This window comes from Aeromicrobium sp. Root236 (assembly GCF_001428805.1).
Lineage (GTDB): Bacteria > Actinomycetota > Actinomycetes > Propionibacteriales > Nocardioidaceae > Aeromicrobium.
Window position 1 is genome coordinate 1,046,579 of sequence record NZ_LMIS01000001.1, and the last position, 25,542, is coordinate 1,072,120.

Here is a 25,542-nt window from a genome sequence, read left to right on the forward strand (position 1 = left end):
TCTGCGAGGCGATGGCATGACGGAGATGCTCAGCTACGAGTTCATGCAGCGGGCACTGATCGCCGCGGTGTTCACCGGCCTCGCGGCACCCGCGATCGGCACCTTCCTCGTGCAGCGCCGCCTCGCCCTGCTCGGCGACGGCATCGGCCACGTCGCTCTGACCGGTGTCGCGCTCGGCCTGCTCACCCACGTCGCGCCCGTGCTGACCGCGATCATCGTCGCCATCATCGGCGCGATCGTCATCGAGCTGCTCCGCATGTTCGGCCGCACCAGCGGCGACGTCGCCCTGGCGATGCTGTTCTACGGCGGCATCTCCGGAGGCGTCCTCCTGATCAACCTCGCCGGCGAGAGCGCCGCGACGCTCAACACCTTCCTGTTCGGCTCGATCACCACGGTCTCCCACCACGACCTGGTCGTCGTCGCGATCCTCGCCGTGATCGTGATCGTCCTGGCGGTCGGGCTGTCGCCCCAGCTGTTCGCGGTGTGCCAGGACGAGGAGCACGCGCAGGTCAGCGGTGTCCCCGTACGCCTCTACAGCATCCTCATCGCGGTGCTGGCTGCCGTGACGATCACCGTCGCGATGCGCACGGTCGGGCTGTTGCTGGTGTCGGCGCTCATGGTCGTGCCCGTCGCGGCGTCGCAGCAGCTGACCCGCAGCTTCCGCACGACCCACATGGCCGCCATGGCGATCGGCTTGTTCGCTGCTCTCGGGGGCGTGGTCTCGAGCTACCAGATCGACACGCAGCCCGGACCCACGATCGTGATGCTCGCCCTCGCGGTGTTCGCGGTCGCAGCCCTGTTCGGCGCAGCGACGAGGCGGCTCCGCGGCCGCCGCCACCCGGTAGATTTCGCACGAGGAGACATCTGATGGTCGAAGCCCCCCGCAACACCCGCCAGCGGCGCGCCGTCGTCGCGATCCTCGAGGATCTCGACGGCTTCGCCAGCGCGCAGGAGATCCACGACATCCTCAAGAAGCGCGGCGAGTCGGTCGGCCTGTCGACGGTCTACCGCAGTCTCCAGGTGCTCGCCGACGCCGCCGAGGTCGACGCCCTGCGCAACGACGACGGTGAGGTGCTCTACCGCCAATGCAGCGCCGGCCACCATCACCACCTCGTGTGCCGGTCCTGTGGACGTACGGTCGAGGTCGAGGGCCCGACGGTCGAGCGTTGGGCCGACAAGATCGCCGAGGAGAACGGCTTCCAGGACGTGGCCCACACGTTGGAGATCTTCGGCACGTGCAACAGCTGCGCCAGCGCCCGCTCCTAGGGCACGCCTAGCGGATCAACGGCACGAACCGATAGAACCCGTGCCTGCTCACACTCGGCGTACGCTTCCCGTCGAGCACGACCCTCGTCATCGATCCGGCCGCCGGGATGACCAGGATCCCGCCGGGTGCCAGCTGGTCGACGAGCTCGTGCGGGAGGCTGTCGCTCATCGCCGACACCAGGATCCGGTCGAACGGCGGCTCGTCGGGCCGACCCAGCTGACCCTGCACGGCGGTCTCGATGCGCGTCCAGGGCATCTGCTCGGCGGCGAGGTTCTCCCGTCCGCGCTCGACGAGCTGCGGGACGATCTCGCACCCGACGACCTCGCCGCAGGGACCCACCAGCCGGCCCAGCAGCGCCGTCGTCCAGCCCGTGCCCGAGCCGATGTCCAGCACGCGCAGTCCCGGCCGCACCTCGAGCAGCTCCAGCATCGCCGCGACGGTCGAGGGTTGCGAGCACGTCTGCCCGTAGCCGATCTCGAGCGCCTGGTCGAGGCCGGCCCCGCCCTGGTGACGTCGTGGCAGGAATCGCTCGCGCGCCACCAGACGCATGGCCTCGGCGGTGTCCATGCCCGTCAACTACCCACCTAGGCTGATCCCATGACCGTGCGTTGCGTGACCGGCGAGGCGCTGACCGCGCAGGACGTCTACGACATCTGGAAGATCCGGGACGCCGTGTTCGCCGTCGAGCAACACGTCGACGAGGAGGACGTGGACGGCCGCGACCTGCAACCGACGACGACGCACCTGTGGCTCGAGGACGCCGACGGGCCGACCAGCTACCTGCGGGTCTACGTCGGCGACGACGGCGTACGCCACATCGGCCGGGTCTGCACGCGCAAGGACCAGCGCGGCCAGGGCCTGTCAGGGCGCTTGATGACCGAGGTCACGCGGCAGTGGGGCGACGGCGAGCTACAGCTCAACGCCCAGGCCTACCTCGAGCGGTGGTACGAGTCGTTCGGCTACGTCCGTTCGGGCGACGACTACTACGAGGCCGGCATCCTGCACACGCCTATGTCGAGGAACCCGTCGAGCCGCTGACGTCGCGGTCGGCGCCCTCGATCGCCGACGCGAGCCGCGACTTCAACGAGCGCTCGTAGGCGTAGACCGCAGTGGCGGCCTCCACGTACTTCGCCCGGGCGTTGATCGACGTGTTGCGGCCGGCGTCGAGCTCGGCCGCGGCATGCTTGCCGTCCTTGATGACGTCGGCCAGTGCGGCATGCACCTTGCGCGCCACGGACTCGCGTCCCTTGGGCACCGGCACCTTGTCGAACTTCTTCATGATCTTGGTGTAGCCGGGCACGAGCTTGTCGCGGAACGCCGACCCGTTGTAGAAGTACTTGCCCTTGCCGACGTAGTCGTCGATGTCGGTCTTGAGGGCCTTCAGCGCCGCCTTGATGAACGGCTGTCCGACCACGGCCTCGTCGAGCACGGCTGACACGTCGTCGTAGGGCTTCGTCAGCGTCTTCACGCTCTTCTTGGCCTTGATGTACGTCTTGGAGTGCGTCTTGCCCCACTCCGGCGCGTCGCCGAGCTTGGGGGTCTTGACGACCGCGGCCTTGAACGCCGCCCTCACCTTGCGGGCGTCGTCGGCGTCGGCGCTCGTCAGTGCCGTGTGCACCGCTGACCGGTAGGCCGAGACCTTCTTGTTGTAGACCGTGGCGACGCGCGCTGCCTCGGCGACGTCGTCCTGGCGGTGCTGCTTGCGGATCAGGAAGAACGCGGTGGTGCCGACCGCGGCCACCACCACGAGCGTGAAGGCGATGCTGGCGGCGATGATGGCGTTGCGCTGTCCCCTGGTAACCATGGCTCCACGCTATCGAAGACGGTGTGTCTACGACGCGGCGGTCACCTCGGCGACCGCCTCGGCCACGTCACCCTTGACCTGGGTCGCGTAGTCGTCGACGGCGTCGGCCACCTCCTGGAACTCGTCGCTGTAGCTGAACGAGAAGTTCCGCCGGCTGTCGATGCGGGCAGCGAGCACCGACGCCTGGTCGACGACGTACTGCGCGGCGTCGTGGACCTTCCGGGCCAGCTCCTCCTGGCCCTTCGGCACCCGGACCCGGTCGAACTCGTCGCGAGCCCGGACGAACGCCGGGATGAGCTCCGAGCGCACCCGGGTGCTGGTGGTGATGAATCCGTAGCCGACATAGTCGGTCGCGCGAAGCCCGAGCACCTTGCGGGCCGCCTGGATGAACGTCAGAGCGGTGTCCGCCTTGCGCAGGGTCGAGCTGAGTCGCCGGAACGGGCGGAGCACCGTGGCCTCCGTCTGCAGCGCATCGGCGTACGACGCGGAGTGCTCACGGCCGTACGCCGGAGCGTCCCCCAGCCGCGGTGGCTTCGCCATCGCCCGGTCGACCACCCTGCTCAACGCACCGGGATCGCTCGCGTCGGCCCGGTCGACCTTCTCGATGATCGACGAGCGGAACGCCTCGACCTCTCGCAGGTAGCTCTGCGCGACCGTCTCGGCCTCGTCGACCTGACGGGTCTGGCGCTGGTCCTGCACGATGACCAGACCGCCGATGACGACCGCGATCATGATCGTCAGGACGACAGGCAGGGCGACCACGACCCTGCGCGCGGGGGCGTTCACCCCCACACCGTCCCAGCGCCGCAACGGCCGGTCAATGCCTCAGCCGTTGATGCGCGAGGCCACCCCGTGGCGACGCAGACCGTACGTCAGCGCGTCGACGAGGGCCTCCCACGACGCCTCGATGATGTTGGCCCCGACACCGACCGTGACCCACGAGTCCTTGCCGTCCGAGGTCTCGATCAGCACCCTCGTGACCGCGTCGGTGCCGTGGCCCTGGTCGAGGATGCGTACGCGGAAGTCGATCAGGTGGAAGCGGGCGACATCGGGATAGACCTGCTCGATCGCCTGACGCAGCGCATGGTCGAGCGCGTTGACCGGACCGTTGCCCTCGCCGATCACGGCGAGGCGCACTCCCCCGGCGACGAGCTTGACCGTCGCCTCGGCGACGGCGTCGTCACCGCGCGCGGACTCGGCCAGGACCCGCCAAGACTCGACGTCGAAGTACGAAGGCCGCGCCCCGTCCATCTCCTCGGCGAGCAGTAGCTCGAACGACGCGTCAGCGGCCTCGAACGTGTAGCCGGACTGCTCCATCGCCTTGACCCGGTCGGTGACCCGGGCGAGTCGGGCCGGGTCGTCGGCCAGGTCGAAGCCCAGCTCCTTGCCCTTGAGCTCGATCGTGGCGCGACCGGCCATCTCCGACACGAGGAGACGCATGTCGTTGCCGACCAGTGCCGGGTCGATGTGCTGGTAGAGGTTGGGGTCGACGCGGATCGCGCTGGCGTGCAGCCCCGCCTTGTGGGCGAACGCCGAGACGCCCGTGTAGGGCTGGCGGGCCGAGGGCGGGTAGTTCGTGATCTCCGCGATCGCGTGCGAGATCCGCGACGCGTCGGCGAGGGCGCCCTCAGGCAGCACGGTCATGCCGAGCTTGAGCTCGAGGTTGGCGACGCACGTGATGAGGTCGGCGTTGCCCGTGCGTTCGCCGTAGCCGTTGACGCAGCCCTGCACGTGCGTCACACCGGCCTGGACCGCGGCCATCGAGTTGGCGACGGCGCATCCGGTGTCGTTGTGTGCGTGGATGCCGAGGCGTACGCCCGTGGTGGCGACGTCCGTGACGATCTCGGTGACCCAGTGCGGCAGCATGCCGCCGTTGGTGTCGCACAGGATGACGACCTCGGCGCCGGCGTCACCCGCGGCGCGTACGACCTCGAGTGCGTAGTCGCGGTTGGCGCGGTAGCCGTCGAAGAAGTGCTCGAGGTCGACGAACACCCGCTGCCCCTCCTCGCGGAGGTAGGTCACGGTGTCGCGCACCATCGCGAGGTTCTCCTCGAGCGTGGTGCGCAGCGCCTCGGTGACGTGGCGGTCGTGGCTCTTGGCGACCAGTGTCACGACCGACGCACCCGAGTCGCGGAGCGCCTGGATCAGCGGATCCTCCGATGCCTGGACCCCGGCCCGCCGCGTGGCGCCGAACGCCGCGAGCGTCGCGTGCTTGAGGTCGAGCTCCTTGGCCGCCAGGGCGAAGAACTCGGTGTCCTTGGGGTTGGAGCCGGGCCAGCCGCCCTCGATGTAGCCCACGCCGAGGTCGTCGAGGTGACGAGCGATGTGCATCTTGTCCTGCACGGAGAGGTTGAGGCCCTCCTGCTGGGCGCCGTCTCGCATCGTCGTGTCATAGACGTGGAAGTCGCTCACGCTCTGGTGTCCTGCGTTCACTGCTCTGTCCTTCGGTCCGGTCGGCATCTCGGCCACTCGTCTCGACAACAAAAAAGCCCCCCAGGATATGGGAGGCAGCGCGTCGGGGGCTTGGTGTCAGTGCCCGGCGCGCCTGTCGATAATGATCGAGATGCTCTGCATGCGGCTCAGTCTAGACTGATCGACCTATGACCGCCAGACCCGTCCCGCTCGACGTGGAGCCGACCGTCATGTACGCCGTGATGACTCCGGACCCGTTGGAGTCCGAGGACCTGATCCCGCCACCCTCCCCCGAGCTGCTGCGTCACTACGGCTCGTCAGAGGTGGCAATGCGCCGGCTGAGGTCACGCCACCACCAGCGGCTCATCCTGCGCCGGACGAGCCTCGAGGACGCCGCCTTCACGATCCGCGACGCGCGCATCGACGCGTTGCTGCTGGCCGAGGAGCACGACGGCGTCGTCATCGACCTCGGCATCCCCCGCGTCGTCGAGGGTCGCTCCGACGAGGTCTCCCTCGCACACGCCACCCAGTGGTACACGGTCGACTACGAGGCGCTCGGCGAGGGCCGGGTCCGCACCGTCGGGCTCGCGTCGTTCGGCTTGCCCGAGATCGTGCTCGACGGCGTCGACGAGTCCTCCCACGCGATGTACACCGCAGTGCTCGCCGGGCTCGTCCACCGGCTCCTCGCGGAGTGGCCGGCCAACGACCCGGTCGGCCGCGCCACGGTGACCCTGCGCGACATCGCGTACGGGCTCGGCGACGCGGAGGCGGCGTCGACGCCCAAGGGCCGGTCGATCGACGTCGACATCGCGTACGACGCCGACGACCACCTGCTTCTCGTCACGCTCGACGGCGACCCCGCCGAGTCGCTGTTCGCCCCCTGACCTCAGCCGGCCGGTTCGTCCCGCTTCGACCGCTTGGGTGCGAGGTGCGCCAGCGTCTCAGGACGCAGGATCGCCTCGAGCTTCTCCGGGGGCAGCAGGCCACGTTCGAGGACGATCTCCGCCACACCACGACCTGTCGCCAGCGCCTCCTGGGCGACGTCGGTCGCCGCGGAGTAGCCGATGTAGGGGTTGAGGGCGGTGACCAGGCCGATCGAGTTCTCGACCTCGCTGCGCAGCAGCTCGACGTTGGCGGTGATGCCGTCGACGCAGCGCGACGCCAGCACCAGGATCGCCTCGCGCAGCCGGGAGATGCCGGCCGACAGCGAGTAGCAGATGACCGGCTCGAACGCGTTGAGCTGCAGCTGGCCGCCCTCGGCCGCCATCGTCACCGTCACGTCGTGCCCGATGACCTGGAACGCGACCTGGTTGACCACCTCGGGGATGACCGGGTTGACCTTGCCGGGCATGATGCTCGACCCGGCCTGCACCGCCGGCAGGTTGATCTCGTTGAAGCCGGCACGCGGGCCCGACGACAGCAGGCGCAGGTCGTTGCAGATCTTGGAGAGCTTGACCGCGACCCGCTTGAGCGTGCCGGACAGCTGCACGAACGCACCGCAGTCCTGCGTGGCCTCGATCAGGTCCACCGCGCTCTCGAGCGGCAGGCCGGTGATCCGCGAGAGGTGGTCGCACGCGGACGGGACGTAGCCGGCCGGCGCGTTGAGCTGAGTGCCGATCGCCGTCGCGCCGAGGTTGATCTCGTGCAGCAGCAGCACCGCCTCGGAGAGCCGGCTCCGGTCCTCGGAGATCATCAGGGAGTACGTGCGGAACTCCTGCCCCAACGTCATGGGCACGGCGTCCTGCAGCTGCGTACGGCCCATCTTGAGGACGTCGTGGAACTCGTCGGCCTTGGCCGCGAACGAGGCCTCCAGCACCGCCATGGCGTCGAGCAACGCGTGCGTCGCCAGGATGATCGCGATCTTGACCGCGGTCGGGTAGACGTCGTTGGTCGACTGGCTCAGGTTGACGTGCTCGTTGGGGTGGATGACGTGGTAGTCGCCCTTCTTGTGCCCCATCAGCTCGAGCGCGCGGTTGGCGATGACCTCGTTGGCGTTCATGTTGGTCGACGTGCCGGCGCCGCCCTGGATGACGTCGACGATGAACTCGTCGCGCAGCTCACCGCTGCGGATCTCCTCGCAGGCCTGGCGGATCGCGTCGTAGCGCTCGTCGTCGAGCAGCCCGAGGTCGTGGTTGGCCGCCGCGGCCGCCTCCTTGACCGCAGCCAGCGCCTCGACGAGGAACGGGCTCGTGCCGATCGGGATGCCGGTGATGGGGAAGTTCTCGAGGGCGCGGAGTGTGTGCACTCCCCAATAGGCCTCGAGGGGGACGTCACGGTCGCCGATCAGATCGTGTTCGGAACGCGTGGCAATGGTCATGTGCAGCCTCCAGTACGGGGCGCGTCGTTGAGCCCCACATGGCGACCATAGAGCAATCGGGCGCTCACGTGCGGAAGGGGATGACTGTACTGGCCAGTACAGTCATCCCCTTCTCGTGCGCGCTGCTATGCAGGCACTATCTGGTGGAGCCAGCCGTGGCGATCCGTCGCGCGACCGTACTGGATGTCGACCAGTGCCGAGCGGATGTCGGTCGTGATCTTGCCGGCCTCACCGTCGCCGCTGACGGCCTCGCCGCCGTCCCACTTGAGCGAGCTGATCGGCGTCACGACCGCCGCCGTGCCACAGGCGAACACCTCGGTGATCGTGCCGTCGGCGGTGCCGTCGCGCCACTCGTCGATGCTCACGCGCCGCTCGACGACGTCATAGCCGAGGTCACGGGCGATCTGCAGGATCGAGTCGCGGGTGACGCCCTCGAGGATCGAGCCGGACAGCTCGGGCGTGACGATCGATCCGTCGGAGTGGACGAAGAACAGGTTCATGCCACCGAGCTCCTCGACCCACTTGTGCTCGGTCGAGTCGAGGAACGCCACCTGGGCGCAACCGTGCTGCGTCGCCTCCTGCTGCGGGAGCAGGCTCGCGGCGTAGTTGCCGCCGCACTTGGCGGCGCCCGTGCCGCCGGTGCCGGCGCGCGAGTACTCCGAGGACAGCCAGATCGACACCGCCTCGACCCCGCCCGGGAAGTACGCCCCGGCGGGTGACGCGATGACGGCGTAGGTCACGTGCTGGCTCGGACGAACGCCGAGGAACACCTCGGAGGCGTACATGAACGGTCGCAGGTAGAGGCTCTTCTCGCCGCCGGACGGAGCCCAGGCGCGATCGGCCGTGACCAGGTCACGGATCGAGCCGAGGAACCAGTCGGTCGGCAACTCCGGCAGCGCGAGGCGGTGTGCCGAGCGCTGCATGCGCTCCGCGTTGGCCTCGGGCCGGAACGACCAGATCGAGCCGTCCTCGTGGACGTAGGCCTTGAGGCCCTCGAAGATCTCCTGGGCGTAGTGCAGCACCGCTGTCGCGGGATCGAGCATCAGCGGACCGTAGGGCACGACGCGGGCATCGGCCCAGCCGGTGTCGGGCGTCCACTCGGCCAGGAACATGTGGTCGGTGAAGTGGTTGCCGAAACCGGGGTTGTCGAGGATGGCCTCGCGCTGCTCGTCGGTCTTCGCCGCGGGGTTCGGCTCGAACCTGCTCGCGAAATGGTTGGAAGTCATAGTAATCACGGTAGTCCTATTTCGGGTCAAAGGTAAGCGGTCATTAACCGACCGCTACGCCCTCGGCCACACGTGAAGCTATGGCCCCTCCCACCTCCTCCGTGCTGCGCGGTGCCGCGCCTCGTTCGGCGATGTCGGCCTCGACCGCGGAGCTGATGCGGGCCGCCGCCTCCGGCAGGCCGAGGTGCTCGAGCAGGAGGGCGCCGGACAGGATCGCGGCCGTCGGGTCGGCCTTGTGCTGACCCGCGATGTCGGGGGCCGAGCCGTGGACCGGCTCGAACATGCTGGGGGCCGTACGGTCGGGGTTGACGTTGCCGCTGGCGGCCAGGCCGATGCCTCCGGTGATCGCCGCGGCGAGGTCCGTGAGGATGTCGCCGAAGAGGTTGTCGGTGACGATGACGTCGAACCGCGCCGGATCCGTGACGAGGAAGATCGTCGCGGCGTCGACATGGAGGTAGTCGACCGCGACGTCCGGGAACTCGGCCGCGACGGCGTCGACCGTGCGCGTCCAGAGGTGACCGGCGTGCACGAGCACGTTGTTCTTGTGGACGAGCGTCAGCTTCTTGCGCGGACGGGCCTGAGCGCGGGCGAAGGCGTCGCGGACGACGCGCTCGACGCCGTAGGCGGTGTTGATGCTGACCTCGGTCGCGAGCTCATGGGGCGTGCCGACGCGGATCGCACCGCCGTTGCCGACGTAGGGGCCTTCGGTGCCCTCGCGGACGACGACGAAGTCGATCGCACCGGGATCGGCGAGCGGTGTGGCAACGCCAGGGAAGAGCTTGGACGGGCGCAGGTTGACGTAGTGGTCGAGGGCGAACCGCAGCTTGAGGAGCAGGCCGCGCTCGAGGACGCCGGAGGGCACGCTCGGGTCACCGACGGCGCCGAGCAGGATCGCATCATGGCCCCGGATCTCCTCCAGGACCGAGTCGGGCAGGGTCTCCCCCGTGGCGTGCCAGCGCTTGGCACCGAGGTCGTACTCGGTGCTGCTGAACGAGGCGTCGTGATCGGCGGCGACGAGGTTGAGGACCTGGAGCGCCTGTGCGGTCACTTCGGGTCCGATGCCGTCTCCGGGCACCACTGCGAGGGAAAACGAGCGAGTCATGAGCGTCATTCTAGGCAGGCAAGTCTCAGGATATGAAACCTGCGTCTTGGTATGTGGTCAGTTGTCGTCGGGTCGTTCGGACGACTCGAGCTCGGGGGTCGAGGCCTCGTCGCGCAGGTGCGCGGGGCCCCACTCCATCAGTCGGGGTTCCATGGCGATCTCCTTCGGTGTCGGACGTGGTGCGGGTCCGGTGCGGGTCCGCCGTTCCACCAGACACGTGTCCGGAGATCATCCGAGGAGAGTACGAAAAGTGTGCGATCAGATCGTGATCAAGCACCCCTGCGGCGGAACGGCGGGCCAACGCCGAAACTCCGCGGCAGGGTGTAGCCCTAAGAGGCCCTGCCGCGGCAAGCGATTACTACGAGCTGCTTCCGCATGGTGGAGCCAGTCTAGACACGCGCACGCCGTCCTGTCCGGCAAACGTGGGGCGCGTCTCAGGGCCCGAGACGAGACGCGCGTGCTCTGTCAGCGGATCGTGACAGACTGGCCAGGTGAGTGCCCCCGCTGAAGTCCCCGCGCTCGTCTCGAGCACTCTCGACCTGTCCCGCCAGCGCGGGTTCATCACGTCGATCCGCAACGAGACCGGTCGCCTGCTGGCGTCTCTGGCCGCCTCACGCACTGGGACGCTCGCCGAGCTGGGCACCGGCTGCGGCGTCGGGTCGGCCTGGCTCTCCAGCGGCGCGCCCAAGGATGCCCGCGTCGTCAGCGCCGAGCTCGATCCAGCTCTGGCCGGCGACGTGCAGAAGATCTTCGCCGACATCGACAACGTCGACGTCATCGCCGGTGACTGGTCGAGCCTCGAGCAGTACGCCCCGTTCTCCCTGCTGTTCGTCGACGTCCGTGAGGTCATGCAGGACATCGACGTCATCGCCGACCTGCTGGAGCCGGGTGGCATCGCCGTCCTCGACGACTTCGTGCCGTCGGCGTTCTGGCCGCCGATCGTCGAGGGTCGCGTCGACACCGTGCGCGAGCAGTGGCTCACCGACGAGCGCTTCGCCGCGGTCGAGATGCTGATCGACGTCGACGCCTCGTTGATCATCGCGACCCGGCGCTAGCTACCGATAGCCCGCGCGGTGCGCCCCGGGAGGGCGTGCGCCGGACGGTGCCGGCTCGGGCTCCGGTGGAGCCGGTGGCGGTTCCTCGCGGTTGCCCAGCGCGCTGTGCCGGATGCCGTACATCAGGTAGACCAGCAGACCGAGGACCATCCAGACGGCGAAGTAGCCCCAGGTCGACCACGTGAGGTTGAGCGACAGCCAGATGGTGGCGAGAAGCGACAGGATCGGCACGAGCGGCACGAACGGCACGCGGAAGCCACGCTCGAGGTCGGGCTGTGACCGGCGCAGCCTGATGACTCCGACGGCGCAGAACGCGAAGGCGAACATCGTGCCGAGCACCAGCAGGTCGGCCAGCTTGGCCGCAGCGGGCGCGAGGGCGAGCGCTGCGGCGGCGATCCCCGCGACAGCGGCGGCCCTGGACGGCGACGACCCCACACCCACACGAGCCAGGCTGCGGGGCAGCAGCCCGTCACGGCCCATCGCGAACAGCACCCGGCTCTGGGCGATGAGCACCACCAGGACGACGGTCGTCAGCCCGAACATGGCGCCGACGTTGATCACGTTGGCGCTCCACCCGGACCCCACCGAGCGCAGCGCGTCGGACACCGGTGCGCCAGTGTTGAGCTCGCCGTATGGGCGTACGCCGACCAGCACCGCAGCCATCGCGACGTAGAGGGCGGTCACGATGCCGATCGACGCCAGCATCGCCCGAGGAACCGATCGGCGGGGGTTGCGGGCGTCTTCTGCGGCGGTGGCGATGAGGTCGAAGCCGATGAACGCGAACACGATGATGCCGGCGGCCGTGAAGATGCCGGTCACGCCGAACGCGTCGCCGGATCCACCGAGCAGGCTCTGCAGGACGGTGCCGCGGTCGTCGGCGCCGGCTTTCACGGCCGGCACGAACGGCGTGTAGTTCGCCGAGTCGACGTGGCGGGCACCGACGACGATGACCACGATGACGGCCGTGAGCTTGGCCGCCACGATCGTGGCCAGGACCCGGCCGGAGAGCTTGGAGCCGACCATCACCAACAAGGCCAGCACGATCACGACGATCGCGGCGATCCAGCCGGTGCCCTTGTCCACCGACGAGTGCTCCGAGACGAACGCCGGAACCGTGACGTCGAAGCCCTGCAGCGTCGAGTCGAAGTAGGCCGCCCAGACCCGCGAGACGACGGCGGCAGCCACCACGAGCTCGAGCACCAGCGCCCAGCCGACGACCCAGGCCCAGAGCTCACCGAACGCGACGTAGGCGAACGTGTAGACGCTTCCGGCCGTCGGCAGGATCGAGGACAGCTCGGCGTACGAGAGGGCGGCCAGCAGGCACACCACGGCAGCGATCAGGAACGACACGATCACGGCGGGGCCGGCCATCGTCGCCGCCTGCTTGCCCGCGAGCGAGAAGATGCCGCCGCCGATCATCACCCCCAGTGCCAGGACGATGAGCAGCCCCGTGCCGAACACCGCGGGCAGCCGGTGACGGGCGTTGCTGATCCGCAGCATCGCCAGCTCGGGCGGGAGCCGACGTGCCCTGCCGATCGGAGCATCGGCCATGCACGTACACCCCCCAGGCCTCCTGGCCACCCGATCGGGCGACCGCACTGCGAGAAACGTACCGGCGCACGGGTGACATGTCAGCCGACCGACGCGTCTGCAGGCGTGAAACCAGTCGCATCGGCAGCCGATCTCACGGACGTCAAGCCAACCGCCGCCGATTGGGACAAGATGGGGACCACCACGTCCATGGCACCGTTGACGTGGCACGACCGACAGCGGAAGGAGGGCCATGACCAGGATCTACCTCGTCGCCGGCGCGATCGCGACGGCGATCTATCTCCTCGGCCCGACCACCGCGATGTACGACGCGATCGGCGCCTCCTGCGTCGTCGCGATCCTCCTCGGCATCCGGCTCAACCGGCCGGCCAAGCCGCTGCCGTGGTACCTCATGGCGGCCGGACAGGCCGCTTGGGTCGCCGGCGACCTGTTCTACGACCTGCCCGACCTGATCCACACCGACCCACCGGCCTCCGACCTGGCCTACCTGACCGCGTACCCGTTGCTCATCATCGGTCTGGCGCTCCTGGTGCACAGCCGGCGGCCCACGCGCGACACCCCCGGCCTGATCGACAGCGCGATCGTCATGCTCGGTCTCGGGCTCTTGTCGTGGGTGCTCGTCGCGGACCCGATCGTCGACGACACGAGCATCTCGTGGCTCGACCGCGCCATCGCCGCGGCCTATCCGGCGGGCGACATCCTGCTCCTCGCGCTCGTCGTGCGCCTGGTGTCCGTCCCGGGATCGAGGTCGCCCGCGTTCAGGCTGCTGGTCGCCGCGCTGATCCCGCTGATCGTCGCCGACACGGTGTTCGCGATGGAGGCCGGGACGTCGTACGCCACCATGCTCGACGTGCTGTGGCTCAGCTCCTACCTCCTGTGGGGTGCCGCGGCCCTCCACCCGACGATGGCGCAGCTCTCGACGCCGTCAGGCGTGCGCACGGCGCCGTTCACCGCCCAACGGCTGGTGGCACTCGGTGCCGCGGTGCTCGTCGCCCCGGTGCTGCTGGTCGCGCAGCTCACGGACGGCCTGCACGTCGACACCTGGACCATCGTGCTCGGCGCGAGCATCCTGTCGATACTCGTCGTGGCGCGCATGGCGTTCAACATCGAGGAGATCCGGTCGACCGCGCGGCAGCGTGACCAGCTGCGCGCCGACCTGTTCCACGAGGCGTCCCATGACGCGCTCACGGGGATGGCCAACGGCCCCTACATGCGCCAGCAGATCGGCGCTGCGCTGCGACGTGGCCGCCGCGACGGCAGCTCGGTCGGACTGCTCGTCGTCGACGTGGACGAGTTCGACCAGGTCAACGACCGCTTCGGGCACGGCATCGGCGACCTCGTGCTGCGGGCTGTGGCCCAGCGGCTGCGCGGCCTCGTCCGCGACGTCGACGTCGTCGGGCGTCTCGGCGGTGACCAGTTCGTCATCCTGCTCGACTCGGTCGCCTCCGACCACGACGCGATGATCCTCGCGGCCCACCTGTTGCCGACGATCAACCAGCCGGTGGACGTGGCGGGGCGGTTGATCCCCGTCACCGCGAGCATCGGCGCCACCACGAGCATGGACGGCGGCACCGAGCCCGATCAGCTGCTGCACGAGGCCAATGTCGCGATCAGGCGGGCGAAGATCTCGGGCCGCGGGCGCATCGAGGTGTTCGACAACCGGCTGCGCTCGGAGCTGGAGGAGCGCACCGCGATCGAGACCGACCTGTGCGCCGCACTCACCGGCGGGCGGATCTCGCTGCACTACCAGCCCGTTGTCGCGGTGCACACCGAGATCGTCGAGGGATACGAGGCGCAGCTGCGTTGGGACCACCCCGAACGCGGCCTGCTCGGCCCCGAGGCGTTCCTGCCGATCGCTGCCACGTCGGACCTGATCTGCGAGCTCGACCGCTGGACGATCCGCGAGGCCACTCGCGAGCTCGCCGAGCTGACGGCAGCCGATCCCGAGCGGTTCGCCGACCTCACCATCTCGGTCAGCATCTCCGGACGTACGCTCGCCTCCCCCACGCTCATCGAGGACGTCGTGGACGCGCTCAACGCCTCACGGCTCGCGCCACACCGCCTGACGATCGGCATCACCGAGATGGCTCTGGTCGACGTGCCCAACGCGATGCTGCCGTTGAGCGCGTTGCGCCATGCGGGGGTGTTCGTCAGCATCGACGACTTCGGCACCGGCCGGACGCCGGTCGGTCAGATCCAGCACCTGCCCGCTGACGCCATCAAGATCCACTCGACGCTGATCAACTCCGAGGAACCCGGGGCTCGCGACCTGCTGGCGCTGCTGGTCAACGCGTCGCACGGCTCCGGCCTGCTCGTGGTGGCCGAGGGCGTCGAGGACGTCGGACAGCTCATCGACCTCCGGCTGCTCGAGTGCGACTCGGCGCAGGGCCTCTACTCGGCGTCGCCGGATCCGACCGACGACCCCGTGATCGTGCACCCTTCGGTGCGGGGCGCTCCACGACTGCGCATCGTCCCGGACCAGTGAGGCCGGCCGGAGCCGTCTGACGGCTGCCGGGCCTGCGTGAGCGGGAGGAAGAACTGCACGATCGGGCCGATCGTCAGGGCATACAGCACCGTGCCGACGCCCACGGTGCCGCCGAGGACGAAGCCGATCGCCAGGACGCTGACCTCGATGACGGTCCGCCAGAACCGCACGCTGCGTCCCGTGCGTCGCACGAGGCCCAGCCAGAGTCCGTCACGCGGACCGGGACCCAGCTGGGCACCGATGTAGATGGCGCCGGCGAGGCCGTTGCCGACCACGCCACCGACGAGCAGGGCGCCGCGCAGCCATGGGTTGTCGGGCTGGTCGATGACGGCGATGCCGGCATCGGCCGCGAGCCCGATCACGATGACGTTGAAGACCGTGCCGATCCCCGGCATCTGGCGCAGCGGGATCCACAGCAGGAGCACGACGGCTCCCACGAGGATGACGACCTGCCCGAAGGTCAGCGGCAGGTGGTCCGCCAGTCCTTCGTGGAAGACGTCCCACGGGTCCAGACCCAGGGTCGACTCGACCATCATCGCCATCGTGAAGCCGTACAGGAACAGTCCGATGAGCAGACGGGCGAGGCGGTTGGTCATGTCGACCATCACACCAGACTCCGATACGGGCTGCGTAGGTCGACCTCCTCTCGATGACTGCGTGGTGGCGGCCGCACCCCGTAGCCGTCGCCGCGAAGCGTACGGACGAGCTCGACGACCACCGCGGCGAACGCGAGGACGAGGACAGTGACGAGGATGATCTGGTTCATGCTCTCAGCCTGATCCCAATTGGCATGGAATTACATAGCCAATTGTGAAACAGTGGCCCTGTGACGTCGACACTCTCTGCTCAAGCTCTGGCCCGACTGCTCGGACCCAAGGACTTCGCCGGCCCGGCCTACCGGGAGATCGCGGACCGCATCCGGCTGCTCGCGATCGACGGCCGCATCGTCGACGGCAGTCGCCTCCCGTCCGAGCGCGAGCTCGCAACCGCGATGAGCTTGAGCCGGACGACCACCAGCCGCGCGTACGCCGAGCTGCGGGACTCCGGACTGCTGCGCTCCCGCCAAGGGTCGGGCAGCGTGGTTCACCTGCCGATGGCGGCCTCCAGCACCAGCAGCCTGATCATGACCCCTGACGACGCCGACACGATCGCGCTGACCTACTCGGCCCCGGTCGGCCCTCCCGGTCTGGGCCGGGCCTTCGAGTCAGCCGCTGAGAAGCTGCCGGGTCTGCTCTCGACGACCGGTTACCTCCCGGACGGCCTCCCCGCCCTGCGCGAGATCCTCGCGCAGCGCTACACCGACGGAGGCCTGCCGACCGACCCCGACCAGATCATCGTGACGGCCGGCGCGATGGGCGCCGTGTCGCTCCTGGGTCGCACCCTCCTCGATCCGGGCCAACGGGTCGTCGTCGAGGGGCTCAGCTACCCGCACGCCCACGAGTCCTTCGCGGCTGCCGGCGGCCGGTTGACCCCACTGCCCGTGGGCACCACCCCCTGGGACCCGACTGCGCTGCGGTCCGCACTCGACGGAGCGCCACATCGCGCGACCTACATCGTGCCCGACTTCCACAACCCCACCGCGGCCGTCATGAGTGACGACGAACGGGGCGCCTGGGCGTACGAGCTGCGACGCCACGACGTCGTGCCGGTCGTCGACGAGTCCCTCCGGGAGATGAACCTCGACGGAGTGGAACTGCCCCCGGTGTTCGCGACCTACAACCCTCGCGCCTTGCTGATCGGGTCGTCCTCGAAGTCGTACTGGGGTGGCCTCCGGGTGGGGTGGATCCGAGCACCGAAAGCCGCCGTGATGCCGATCGTCCAGGCTCGCATGATGGACGATCTGGGCTCGTCGGCCTTCGACCAGCTCGTGTTCGCAGAGCTCCTCGCGGAGGGCGGCCAGACCGCAGCAGCCGGCCGGGCCCGGCTCCGCGCAGCGCGAGACCACCTGCTCGCCGAGCTCGCCCGGGAGCTGCCCGACGTCAAGGCCCCGTGCCCGGCGGGCGGGTTGAGCCTCTGGGTCACGCTCCCGGACCGCATGTCGTCCCGGCTCACGACTGCGGCAAGCCGCCACGGGCTGCTGCTGACGCCCGGCCCGCGCTTCTTCACCCACGCCGGCGCCGCAGGCGAGCGACACCTGCGACTGCCGTACACGCAGTCGCACGAGACGCTGTCGGAGGCGGTGCGGAGGTTGCGCCTCGCCTACGACGACGTGGTCAGCGACACCACGACTGCCTCGCGGCGCGAGCGAAGCGACACGCTCGAGCTCATCGCCTGATCAGCGGCCGTCGACGTCGATGACGACCATCTCGGTGTCGTCCGGCGTGCCCGGGTGGCGCGCCGAGTTGCCCGGGTAGTTGTTGTCGTTGGCGATCATGAGCCGGCCGTGCGAGAGCGGCACCAACGTCTCGACCGACTGGAAGCCGAACGAGAACGACGCTCCGGTCCCCCATCCGCCACCGTCGCTGATCCCCGCACCGTCGGAGATCTTGAGGAGGTCCACGACCAGCGACTTCGCAAGCGGGCGAGCCGTGTCGTGCCTGCTGAGCTTGACCTCGTACACCCGCTTGGTCACTGCGGCCGGGCCGTCGAAGTTGTCGCGCTCGAGCACCAGGAGCACGCCCGGCCGGATCATCTGGGCGTCGGCGGCGGAGTTGGCGTCGACGTCGACGTGATAGGTCCAGGTCCTTCCCGTGTAGTGGCCGGTCCGGGTGTCGAACTCCGAGATGACGCGTCGCCGCTTGTCCGCGTCGTTGAGCAGCGCGCTCTCCACGATCGGATAGAGGAAACGCCCGTCCTTGGACTCCGCCATGGCCTCGAACCCGCCGCTGCGCTGGACGTTGGGCTGCGCGTCGCCGAGCTCGGGGTTCTGCGGCGACATGCCGAGCGGGAACGGCACCGGTGCCGACAGCAACCGGCCGCGCGAGTCGGCGTGCAGCAGGAACGGGCCGAACTCGTCCCCGATCCAGAACGAGCCGTCACGGCCGCGCTGCACCGACTCGATGTCGAAGTCATCGCCGGTGAGCTGCCGCGCGCCGGTCTCGTTGATGATCGGGAAGTCGATCGTGTGCCGCGGGTCGGACAGCGTGATGTGGCGCACCACCTCGATCGTGCCCGCACCGCCCGCGGCGGTCTTCCAGTGCGGCTTGACCAGATAGAGCCGCAGCAGGAAGTCCGCCGAGTTGCCCTTGGCGCCGAACCCGTTGTCCGGCTGCGCCCAGAACGTGCCGTCGCGGTTGTCGATGGCTGCCGAGAACCCTGGAATCACCTGACCGGGGAACGGACCCTGTCGGCCGTTGGCCGGCGTGGCCAGGGCTCCGGACGGCGGCCCGGGCTCGATGTCGTCGGCAGACAGGAGCGCCCTGGCCAGGAGCCTGGGACTGCCGGGATCGCCCGGTGCGTGGTGGCGAGCGGAGGCGGCTGCCGGCGACACCGCTGCGGCCGCGAGCAACACTGCGGCGCCTCCCGTGACGACGCGTCGGGCGGGGACGTGCAAACGACGATTCATGTCTGGCTCCTGATCCGAGATGACCCGATGGTGGGCTCAGGTCGATGCAAGGCGAGACAGGTGACGCCAGGCCGGCGCGGAGGCGAACGCTCGGCGATGAGCCGCTGAACTGCGCCGTGGGACGACGAAGGGGCGCCACCGCCGAAGCGGTGACGCCCCTCTCGGGTCGTTGCCGGCTAGCGCGCGGCCTGGCCGTCGACGTAGTCGGCGTCCTGCTGCTTCCACGAGAAGTGCGAGCGCAGGACCTTGCCGGTCGCCTCGATCGAGTGGCCGGCCTCCTTCTCGCGCAGCGCGAGGAACTCCGGCGCGCCGGCGTCCTGGTCGGCGATGAAGCGCGACGCGAACGTGCCGTCCTGGATCTCCGAGAGCACGTCCTTCATGCGCTCCTTGACGGAGGCGTCGATGATGCGCGGGCCGGAGACGTAGTCGCCGTACTCGGCGGTGTCGGAGATCGACCAGCGCTGCTTGGCGATGCCGCCCTCCCACATGAGGTCGACGATGAGCTTGAGCTCGTGCAGCACCTCGAAGTAGGCGATCTCGGGCTGGTAGCCCGCCTCGGTCAGCGTCTCGAAGCCGGCCTGGACGAGGTGCGAGACACCGCCGCAGAGGACAGCCTGCTCGCCGAACAGGTCGGTCTCGGTCTCCTCGGTGAACGTCGTCTTGATGACGCCGGCCCGGGTGCCGCCGATCGCCTTGGCGTACGACAGCGCGAGGTCCCACGCCTTGCCGGTCGCGTCCTGCTCGACACCGATGATGTCGGGGATGCCGCGGCCTGCGACGAACTCGCGGCGCACGGTGTGACCTGGCGCCTTGGGCGCGACGAGCGTGACGTCGACACCGGCCGGCGGCTTGATGTAGCCGAAGCGGATGTTGAAGCCGTGACCGAAGACGAGGGCGTCGCCGTCGACCAGGTTGGGCTCGATCGAGTCGGCGTAGACGTGACGCTGGACCTGGTCGGGCGTGAGGATGACGATGACGTCAGCCTCTTCGACGGCCTCGGCGACACCAAGGACTCGGAGGCCCTGCTCCTCGGCCTTGGCCCGGCTCTTGGAGCCCTCGAGGAGCCCCACCCGGACGTCGACGCCGGAGTCGCGCAGGTTGAGCGCGTGCGCGTGCCCCTGGCTGCCGTAGCCGATGACCGCCACATGGCGGCCCTGGATGATGCTCAGATCTGCGTCGTCGTCGTAAAACAGTTCAGCCACGGGGTACTTCTCCTTGAAGTGTTCAGCCTGCTTGCGTGCCGGGAACGGCGCGAAGTGTGCGGTCGGTGATGGAACGGGATCCGCGGCCGATGGCCACGCGCCCCGATTGGGCGATCTCGCGGATGCCGAACGGCTCGAGGACGTTCAACATCGCGGTGAGCTTGCCGGCGTCGCCGGTCGCCTCGATCGTCACGGCGTCGGTGGCAACGTCGACCACCTTAGCCCTGAACAGCTGGACGGTCTCGAGCACCTGTCCCCTGGTCTGGGCGTCCGTCTTGACCTTGATCAGCATGAGCTCGCGCTCCACGGCGCTGTGCGAGTCGAGCTCGACGATCTTGAGGACGTTGACGAGCTTGTTGAGCTGCTTGGTGACCTGCTCGAGGGGCAGCTCGTCGACGTTCACGACGATCGTCATGCGGGAGATCTCGGGGATCTCGGTCGGCCCGACCGCGAGCGAGTCGATGTTGAACCCGCGCCGCATGAACAGGCTCGAGACGCGCGCGAGGACGCCGGGGGTGTTTTCCACGAGAACCGACAGTGTGTGTGAAGTCATCAGAGGTCCTCGTCATCCCAGTCGGGGGCCAGGTCGCGGGCGATCTGGATGGCGTCGTTGCTCGTGCCGGCGTGGACCATGGGCCACACCATCGCGTCGCGCTCGACGACGAAGTCGATCACGACGGGTCGGTCCGTGATGGCCATGGCCTTCTCGATCGTGGCGTCGACGTCCTCCTCGCTCTCGCAGCGCAGGCCGACGCAGCCGTAGGCCTCCGCGAGCTTGAGGAAGTCGGGGATGCGACGCGCGCCGATCGACTCGGGGCCGGTGTTGAGGTCGGTGTTGGAGTAACGACCTTCATAGAGCAGGGTCTGCCACTGGCGCACCATGCCGAGCGAGGAGTTGTTGATGACGGCGACCTTGATCGGGATGTTCTCGATCGCGCAGGTCGCGAGCTCCTGGTTGGTCATCTGGAAGCAGCCGTCGCCGTCGATCGCCCAGACGACCGAGCCGGGCAGCCCGACCTGGGCGCCCATGGCGGCCGGAACGGCGTAGCCCATCGTGCCGGCGCCGCCGGAGTTGAGCCACTGGCGCGGACGCTCGAAGTCGACGTAGTGCGCGGCCCACATCTGGTGCTGGCCGACACCTGCCGTGTAGGTCGCCTCAGGCCCGGCGATCGCGTTGATGCGCTCGATCACGGTCTGCGGCGCGAGGCCGGTCTCGGGCTTGTCGTAGCCGACCGGGTAGCGGGCCTTGATGCCGAGCATCTGGGCCTTCCACGCGGCGTAGTCGCCCTCGATGCCGTCCTCGGACGCCTGCTTCTGCAGCGTCGAGATCAGGTCGGCGATGACCTCACGGCAGTCGCCCACGATCGGGACGTCAGCCGTGCGGTTCTTGGAGATCTCCGCAGGGTCGATGTCGGCGTGGATGATCTTGGCGAGCGGCGCGAACGACGCGAGCTGGCCGGTCACCCGGTCGTCGAACCGGGCGCCCAGCGAGATGAGCAGGTCGCTCTTCTGCAGAGCGGCGACCGCTGCGACCGTGCCGTGCATGCCCGGCATGCCGAGGTGCAGCTCGTGGGAGTCGGGGAACGCTCCGCGCGCCATCAGCGTCGTGACGACCGGGATCTGGGTCATCTCGGCGAGCACCTTGAGCTCGGCTGACGCATCGGCCTTGATGACGCCGCCGCCGACGTAGAGCACGGGGCGCTCGGCCGCCGCGATCAGGCGAGCAGCCTCGCGGACCTGCTTGCCATGCGGGCGCGTGGTGGGGCGGTAGCCGGGGAGCGCGAGCTCGGTCGGCCACGTGAACGTCGTGGTCGCCTGCAGCGCGTCCTTGGCGATGTCGACGAGCACCGGCCCGGGACGTCCGGTGCCGGCGATGTGGAACGCCTCGGCGATGACCAGCGGGATCTCGGCGGGGTCCGTGACGAGGAAGCTGTGCTTGGTGATCGGCATCGTGATGCCGCGGATGTCGGCCTCCTGGAAGGCGTCCGAGCCGATCGAGCCGCTCGGCACCTGGCCCGTGATCGCGACGATCGGGACCGAGTCCATGTGGGCATCGGCGATCGCGGTGACGAGGTTGGTCGCGCCGGGGCCGGACGTGGCCATGCAGACACCGACCTTGCCGGTGACCATGGCATAGCCCTGCGCCGCGTGGCCAGCGCCCTGCTCGTGCCGGACGAGGATGTGCCGGATCTTCTCGGAGTCGAAGAGAGGGTCGTACGCGGGCAGGATCGCGCCGCCCGGGATGCCGAAGATCGTGTCGACCCCGGCGTGCTCCAGCGCCCGCACGAGGCTCTGGGCCCCCGTGAGCTGCTCGGTCATGATGTCGTCCTTCTGTTTCGGTCCATCGTATGTCGTTGAGTGACCCGGCTGTTCGCATAAAAAAATCCCTCGGCCGTGAGGCATTCGAGGGAGACGCGGGGCCGGATCAGGCCATCGCGTCAGCGGTGTACTACGAGAATCTCTGCATGCACGCGTTCAGTCTCGTCCTCCACGCGGCAGTGGTCAAGTGGTGAGACAGTACGTACCAGTATGTGGACCTCGGCCGGACAACTCTCGGTGACGAAATGCGAATGTGTCTGACGGAGGCGCGTGGGGCTGGCACGATGTTGGCCCTGACGATCCGCTCGACCGACGCGGACGCCCACCGAAGGACATCACATGAAGAAGTCACTCACCGCCGTCGCCATCGTGGCGGCACTCTCGCTCACCGCCTGTGGCGGCGGGGACGATCGCCCCAGCAAGGAGGACCTGTCGAAGACGCTGTCCGACAAGGACAAGGGAGCCGGGCTGACCAAGAAGCAGGCCGACTGCGTCGCCGAGGCGATGCTCGACTCCAAGATCTCCGACAAGGGCCTGAAGGCGATCGCCGACGGCGACAAGGACTTCAAGCCGAGCGCCGCCGACAAGAAGGCCCAGACGAAGGTCACCGAAGACATCACGAAGTGCGTCACCCCGTAACTGGCTGACGCGTCGATCGGCCCGGTGGAGCTCGGCTTCGCCGGGCCGACGTACGTCCGGGGTCAGCTCGCGTCGAGGAACTCGGCGAGCTTCTGCGCGATCAGCGCGTAGCCGGTGTCCGACGGGTGGATGTGGTCGAACGCCATGAGGCCGGCGCGTTGCTCGCTGCCGTACTCCCCGAACAACGGCTCGAGGTCGAACACGGCGATGTCCGGATCCGTCGCCGCGATGCGGGCGTACATCTCCTCGTACTGCTCCCACGTCACGTCGCCGCCGGCCGGCCGGTCGTAGTAGGGCATCAGCACGATCGACGGGTCGGTGTCGACGTGCGAGCGGATCGTCGCGATGATCTCGCGGAGCCTGGCCTCGGTGTCCGCTGCCGGGACCCCGATCGCGAAGTCGTTGGACCCGATCGGCAGCACGACGAGGTCCGGGTGGATGCCCGACAACGACGTCGCCCACGCATCGTGCGGCGCGACGTAGTCGAGCGCCCGGCGCGCACTGGCGCCGCCCTCCCAGACCCGCACGCCGCGCTCCAGGTCGCCGTTGTAGATCATGACGCCCTCGACGATGGCCGGGTTGCCGCCACCTCCCCCGGCCCCGCGCATGACGACCTCGTGGGGGCCGGCCGGGAGCCCGGAGATGCGCTCGACGTAACCGCCCCGGGTCGTCGCCCGGCCGCCGGTCTCGACGCGCTTCTCGGGGCCGCCGTCGACCGAGTACGTGAAGGCGCCGGCGCTCCCCGTCCAGCCGGAGTAGAGGATGTCGACGTCCGTGAACGTGTCCTTGAGCGTGATGGTCTGGGTCGAGCCGAACAGCGCGAGAGTCTGGAGGCCGAGGCCCTGCTCGAACACGCCGGCACCATTGACGTACGAGATCGGGTTGTCCGGGAACTGGCCCCAGTTGAACGGGTCGAGATAGCCGAAACCGCCCGGCACGCCCGCCGGTTGGTGCACCCCGCGCAGGTCGTCGCGGAACACGCTGATCCACCGCTTCTGGATGCTGGTGGCCCGGGCGCCGTCCGCGAGTGAGTCGCTGGGCCCGACGAAGATGTCGAGGGGCTCCTCGTCCACCCGGCCGAGCGCGGCGTGGAACGTGGTGAGGGCACGGGCGATCTTGCTCGGCGACTGAGGCCCCGGGATCGCACGCCGAGCGCTCCGTCGCGTGCTCGTCGCGTAGCCGTCCTTCGCGCCGGTGACCTCGGCCGTGATCAGGGAGCCCTTGTCGGCGTCGGTGAGCGTGTACGTCGCTGCGGTCGCGCCCGGGATCGCGACATCGTCACGCAGCCAGCGATACGTCAGCTGGACCGGGCTCGGCCCCCAGGTGCCGGGCGCCACGGTCAGCGTCTCCCCCGGCGCGTTGGTCCCCGAGACGACCGGCGTGGCCGACTGCAGTGAGGCGCGCGCGACCACCGCGGTCGGGTTGCTGGTCCGGGAGTCCGGGTTGAATCCCGGCTTCGACCCGGTGACCGTGACGGTGAGCCGGTGGTCGACATCCGCGGCCACCAGGTCGTACGTGGACGCGTCGGCGTCGGCGATCGGCGTGCCGGAGCGGCGCCACTGGTAGGTCAGCGAGACACCTGGCCCCCAGGAACCCGCCGCCGCCGTGAGGCGGCCACCGACCTCGGCCTCGCCACCGATGGTCGGGGTGGGGGTCGGGCTCAGCGTGCCACCGGTGACGAGCGCCGTCTGGTCGCTGGTCAAGGAGACCGGCGCCCAGCCAAGCTTGCTGCCGGTGACCCGCACCGCCAGACGAGCCCCGGCGTCGGCGTTGGTCACCGTGCGGGTGCATGCCGTGGCGCCGCTGATCGCCTCGCCGCCGCGCAACCACTGACAGGCGAACGTCACTCCGGCGTCCCAGGTGCCGGTCACCGTCGCCAGGGTCGAGCTCACGACCGGTGAGCCCTGGATCCGGGGCTTCTCGGTGCGCTGCAGAGCGACCTCGACCGTCCGCCACGGGGTCGTGAACAACACGTTGGCGGCCGACACGTCGGTGGCCGGCGGTGCCACGACCCTGAGCTTCGACGACGACACCAAGGTGGCGCTGATCGCGAACGTCCCCGTGCTGTCGGTCCGCCCGGACACCTTCGAGATGACGCCGTCCCTGGAGATCTCGAGGTCGACGGGACGCGCTCCAGCCGTGCGCAGCCGGCCGTCGACCACGACCGGTTGCCCGGCGACGGGCGGCCGTGGGGTCAGGCGTGGCTGCGCCGCGACCACGAGCTGCGTCGAGATGACCCGCGGCGTGGACGCCGTGGATGCCACGGCGACGCGCAGGTGGTTCTGCCCCAGGGTCGACGAGTACGTCGTGGAGTACCTGCCGGTCGACGACGTGTGCATCAGACGCGTGTAGACCCACCCCGTGCCGAGGTTGCGCTGCAGCACGACGTTGGTGCCGGTCGGCACGTGCGTCACCCGGCCCGAGACCGTGACGGGACTCCCGTACACCGGCGACACGGACGACACCGAGATCGACACCGCCGGCGTCACGGCAGCGGCCGGCGACGCGAGGGCGGTCGCCGCCAACAGGACGACGACGAGGAGTCGCAGGGATCGCATCGGGGTCATTTCTGGGAGTGTGTTCAGACCTGCGGCGAGCCTATGTCGTACGTATGCTCAAGTCCTGCGTTCGCAGAATTTCCCGTCCGATGACCTGTGC

23 protein-coding genes are annotated in these 25,542 nt (G+C 69.1%); 8 read left to right on the forward strand and 15 right to left on the reverse strand.

Translation table 11 applies throughout. From position 1 onward, the window contains the following. Window positions 1–16: 16 nt before the first annotated feature. Together ASE12_RS05335 and ASE12_RS05340 are read left to right on the forward strand one after the other, a co-directional pair. Window positions 17–868 (forward strand): metal ABC transporter permease, encoded by an 852-nt coding sequence (locus ASE12_RS05335; RefSeq protein ID WP_056397888.1) that lies wholly within the window; start codon window positions 17–19, stop codon window positions 866–868. Continuing rightward, window positions 868–1,266: a Fur family transcriptional regulator gene (locus tag ASE12_RS05340; protein ID WP_056207665.1), complete on the forward strand. Its 399-nt coding sequence runs from the start codon at window positions 868–870 to the stop codon at window positions 1,264–1,266. Before ASE12_RS05335 ends, ASE12_RS05340 begins: the two co-directional genes overlap by 1 nt. A gap of 7 nt (window positions 1,267–1,273) precedes the next feature. Here the strand turns inward: ASE12_RS05340 and ASE12_RS05345 are convergent, their stop codons facing one another. Further along, window positions 1,274–1,834 carry a protein-L-isoaspartate O-methyltransferase gene (locus tag ASE12_RS05345; protein WP_056397891.1) on the reverse strand — a complete coding sequence of 187 codons (561 nt, stop codon included), beginning with the start codon at window positions 1,832–1,834 and terminating at the stop codon, window positions 1,274–1,276. Window positions 1,835–1,864: 30 nt separating this feature from the next. On the opposite strand from ASE12_RS05345, the gene ASE12_RS05350 reads away from it, so the two are divergent. Next, a complete protein-coding gene (locus ASE12_RS05350; RefSeq protein ID WP_056397893.1) occupies window positions 1,865–2,305 on the forward strand; it encodes a GNAT family N-acetyltransferase in 441 nt (146 codons plus the stop codon). Here the strand turns inward: ASE12_RS05350 and ASE12_RS05355 are convergent. From ASE12_RS05355 to cimA, 3 genes are read right to left on the reverse strand one after another with little or no spacing between them, the layout of a single operon-like run. After that, window positions 2,277–3,071 carry a hypothetical protein gene (locus ASE12_RS05355; protein WP_056397895.1) on the reverse strand — a complete coding sequence of 265 codons (795 nt, stop codon included), beginning with the start codon at window positions 3,069–3,071 and terminating at the stop codon, window positions 2,277–2,279. The genes ASE12_RS05350 and ASE12_RS05355 overlap by 29 nt on opposite strands. Window positions 3,072–3,098: 27 nt before the next feature. Further along, complete coding sequence (locus tag ASE12_RS05360) at window positions 3,099–3,857, reverse strand: hypothetical protein (RefSeq protein ID WP_056397897.1); 759 nt, start codon at window positions 3,855–3,857, stop codon at window positions 3,099–3,101. 39 nt (window positions 3,858–3,896) lie between these two features. Continuing rightward, window positions 3,897–5,483: a citramalate synthase gene (gene cimA, locus ASE12_RS05365; RefSeq protein ID WP_255355459.1), complete on the reverse strand. Its 1,587-nt coding sequence runs from the start codon at window positions 5,481–5,483 to the stop codon at window positions 3,897–3,899. A 188-nt stretch (window positions 5,484–5,671) separates the two neighbouring features. Between cimA and ASE12_RS05370 the strand changes: the two genes are divergently transcribed. Next, complete coding sequence (locus ASE12_RS05370; RefSeq protein WP_056397902.1) at window positions 5,672–6,367, forward strand: hypothetical protein; 696 nt, start codon at window positions 5,672–5,674, stop codon at window positions 6,365–6,367. A gap of 2 nt (window positions 6,368–6,369) precedes the next feature. On the opposite strand, the gene ASE12_RS05375 is transcribed toward ASE12_RS05370, so the two are convergent. From ASE12_RS05375 to ASE12_RS05385, 3 genes are all read right to left on the reverse strand, one after another. Continuing rightward, the gene (locus ASE12_RS05375) at window positions 6,370–7,800 is read right to left on the reverse strand and encodes an aspartate ammonia-lyase (protein WP_056397903.1); all 1,431 of its coding nucleotides are present in this window, start codon (window positions 7,798–7,800) and stop codon (window positions 6,370–6,372) included. A 125-nt stretch (window positions 7,801–7,925) separates the two neighbouring features. After that, window positions 7,926–9,026 carry a branched-chain amino acid aminotransferase gene (locus ASE12_RS05380; protein WP_056397905.1) on the reverse strand — a complete coding sequence of 367 codons (1,101 nt, stop codon included), beginning with the start codon at window positions 9,024–9,026 and terminating at the stop codon, window positions 7,926–7,928. Between the two features lie 43 nt (window positions 9,027–9,069). Next, entirely contained in the window at window positions 9,070–10,128 is a 1,059-nt protein-coding gene (locus tag ASE12_RS05385) for a 3-isopropylmalate dehydrogenase (RefSeq protein WP_056397907.1), read from the reverse strand. Window positions 10,129–10,619: 491 nt separating this feature from the next. Between ASE12_RS05385 and ASE12_RS05390 the strand changes: the two genes are divergently transcribed. Next, on the forward strand, window positions 10,620–11,183 hold the full coding sequence (locus tag ASE12_RS05390) for an O-methyltransferase (RefSeq protein WP_056397910.1): 564 nt from the start codon (window positions 10,620–10,622) through the stop codon (window positions 11,181–11,183). Here the strand turns inward: ASE12_RS05390 and ASE12_RS05395 are convergent, their stop codons facing one another. After that, complete coding sequence (locus ASE12_RS05395; protein ID WP_056397911.1) at window positions 11,184–12,734, reverse strand: amino acid permease; 1,551 nt, start codon at window positions 12,732–12,734, stop codon at window positions 11,184–11,186. A 232-nt stretch (window positions 12,735–12,966) separates the two neighbouring features. Here ASE12_RS05395 and ASE12_RS05400 point away from each other — a divergent pair, with 232 nt between their 5' ends. Beyond that, on the forward strand, window positions 12,967–15,219 hold the full coding sequence (locus tag ASE12_RS05400; RefSeq protein WP_056397916.1) for a bifunctional diguanylate cyclase/phosphodiesterase: 2,253 nt from the start codon (window positions 12,967–12,969) through the stop codon (window positions 15,217–15,219). On the opposite strand, the gene ASE12_RS05405 is transcribed toward ASE12_RS05400, so the two are convergent. After that, window positions 15,126–15,815 (reverse strand): YitT family protein, encoded by a 690-nt coding sequence (locus ASE12_RS05405; protein WP_235508845.1) that lies wholly within the window; start codon window positions 15,813–15,815, stop codon window positions 15,126–15,128. The two genes, ASE12_RS05400 and ASE12_RS05405, sit on opposite strands and share 94 nt — an antisense overlap. An 8-nt stretch (window positions 15,816–15,823) precedes the next feature. Next, complete coding sequence (locus tag ASE12_RS19985; protein WP_157412819.1) at window positions 15,824–15,985, reverse strand: hypothetical protein; 162 nt, start codon at window positions 15,983–15,985, stop codon at window positions 15,824–15,826. A gap of 60 nt (window positions 15,986–16,045) precedes the next feature. On the opposite strand from ASE12_RS19985, the gene ASE12_RS05410 reads away from it, so the two are divergent. Then, the gene (locus ASE12_RS05410; RefSeq protein WP_056397919.1) at window positions 16,046–17,494 is read left to right on the forward strand and encodes a PLP-dependent aminotransferase family protein; all 1,449 of its coding nucleotides are present in this window, start codon (window positions 16,046–16,048) and stop codon (window positions 17,492–17,494) included. Here ASE12_RS05410 and ASE12_RS05415 read toward each other — a convergent pair whose 3' ends face one another. The 4 genes from ASE12_RS05415 to ASE12_RS05430 all read right to left on the reverse strand — a co-directional run bounded on the left by ASE12_RS05415 (window position 17,495) and on the right by ASE12_RS05430 (window position 22,245). Next, window positions 17,495–18,724 (reverse strand): esterase-like activity of phytase family protein, encoded by a 1,230-nt coding sequence (locus ASE12_RS05415; protein ID WP_056397922.1) that lies wholly within the window; start codon window positions 18,722–18,724, stop codon window positions 17,495–17,497. A gap of 176 nt (window positions 18,725–18,900) precedes the next feature. Continuing rightward, window positions 18,901–19,926 (reverse strand): ketol-acid reductoisomerase, encoded by a 1,026-nt coding sequence (gene ilvC, locus ASE12_RS05420; protein WP_056397924.1) that lies wholly within the window; start codon window positions 19,924–19,926, stop codon window positions 18,901–18,903. A gap of 22 nt (window positions 19,927–19,948) precedes the next feature. Then, window positions 19,949–20,479 carry an acetolactate synthase small subunit gene (gene ilvN / locus ASE12_RS05425; RefSeq protein WP_056207708.1) on the reverse strand — a complete coding sequence of 177 codons (531 nt, stop codon included), beginning with the start codon at window positions 20,477–20,479 and terminating at the stop codon, window positions 19,949–19,951. Continuing rightward, window positions 20,479–22,245: an acetolactate synthase large subunit gene (locus ASE12_RS05430; RefSeq protein ID WP_235508846.1), complete on the reverse strand. Its 1,767-nt coding sequence runs from the start codon at window positions 22,243–22,245 to the stop codon at window positions 20,479–20,481. The genes ilvN and ASE12_RS05430 overlap by 1 nt, the downstream gene beginning before the upstream one ends. Before the next feature lie 339 nt (window positions 22,246–22,584). On the opposite strand from ASE12_RS05430, the gene ASE12_RS05435 reads away from it, so the two are divergent. Beyond that, on the forward strand, window positions 22,585–22,884 hold the full coding sequence (locus ASE12_RS05435) for a hypothetical protein (protein WP_056397926.1): 300 nt from the start codon (window positions 22,585–22,587) through the stop codon (window positions 22,882–22,884). 62 nt (window positions 22,885–22,946) lie between these two features. Here the strand turns inward: ASE12_RS05435 and ASE12_RS05440 are convergent, their stop codons facing one another. Beyond that, the gene (locus tag ASE12_RS05440) at window positions 22,947–25,451 is read right to left on the reverse strand and encodes a GDSL-type esterase/lipase family protein (RefSeq protein ID WP_082582098.1); all 2,505 of its coding nucleotides are present in this window, start codon (window positions 25,449–25,451) and stop codon (window positions 22,947–22,949) included. Window positions 25,452–25,542 lie beyond the last annotated feature (91 nt).